Origin of the sequence: Acinetobacter sp. 197, assembly GCF_048148385.1 — a bacterium.
Classification (GTDB): Bacteria; Pseudomonadota; Gammaproteobacteria; order Pseudomonadales; family Moraxellaceae; genus Acinetobacter; species Acinetobacter pecorum.
Map to the genome: position 1 here is coordinate 1 of NZ_JAYWZK010000035.1, position 1,122 is coordinate 1,122.

The 1,122-nt window shown below is 38.9% G+C and carries 1 pseudogene; it reads left to right on the forward strand.

The annotated features are described in order from the left end of the window. Nucleotides 1–1,061 (forward strand): annotated as a pseudogene (locus VXQ11_RS15595) (IS3 family transposase); the annotation flags it as partial. Between the last annotated feature and the right edge of the window lie 61 nt (nucleotides 1,062–1,122).

Below are 1,122 nucleotides of genomic sequence, written 5' to 3' on the forward strand. Positions count from 1 at the left end.
AAAAAACACTTGCTGAATTGAGTGCTGAATTTGATGTTCATCAAAACCAAATTATCGACTGGAAAAATCAACTGATTTCAGCTTCCTCGCAAGCTTTCGATCAATCAAAAGCTCCAACAGAACCACCCATCGATCTAAAAAAACTACATGCAAAAATCGGTGAGCAGGCATTAGAAATTGATTTTTTAGAAGGTGTGTTGAAGAAACTGGGCCGCTTCAACCACAAAAGTTAATCGATGACTCACTTCAGATTTCAGTATCTAAGCAAGCTCAGCTGCTGAAAAGTCTCCCGTGGTTGTTATTACTATCGCCCAAAACCTGTGAGTGCATCAGATCTGAAGCTGATGCGGTGTATGGATGAGTTACATATGCAATACCCTTTTGCAGGTAGCCGTATGATGCGTGATTTGTTGAATCGTCAAGGACATCATATAGGACGACGTCATACACGTACTTTAATGAAGAAAATGGGCATTAATGCGTTATATTGCAAACCAAATTTAAGCCAGGCTAATCAAGCTCACCGCAAATATCCATATCTGCTCAAAGGATTGGCTATTCAGCGCAGTAATCAAGTGTGGTCTACGGATATAACGTATATCCCTATGGCAAAAGGCTTTGTTTATTTATGTGCTGTGATTGATTGGCATAGCCGCAAGGTACTTGCGCATAGGGTATCGATTAGTATGGAGGTTACATTTTGCATAGAAACATTAAATGAAGCTATTGAAAAATATGGTCGACCTGAAATATTTAATACAGACCAAGGCAGTCAGTTCACCAGTGATGCATTTATTGATGTATTGAAATCAAATGGCATTCTAATCAGTATGGATGGTAAAGGTCGATGGGTAGATAATGTGATGGTTGAACGATTATGGCGGAGCGTTAAATATGAAGAGGTGTATCTCAAAGCTTATAGCAGTGTCACAGATGCGAAAAAGCAATTGAGTGCATATTTTGAGTTTTATAATCTGAAACGACCTCATTCGAGTCTAGACAAAATGACACCAAATGAGTTTTACTATGATCAGCTACCACAACAAAACAAGGTGGCTTAACTAGAGCGGAATATCACTTATAAATACGCTTTTAGTTGTTCAAACATGTGGGACCACCTCT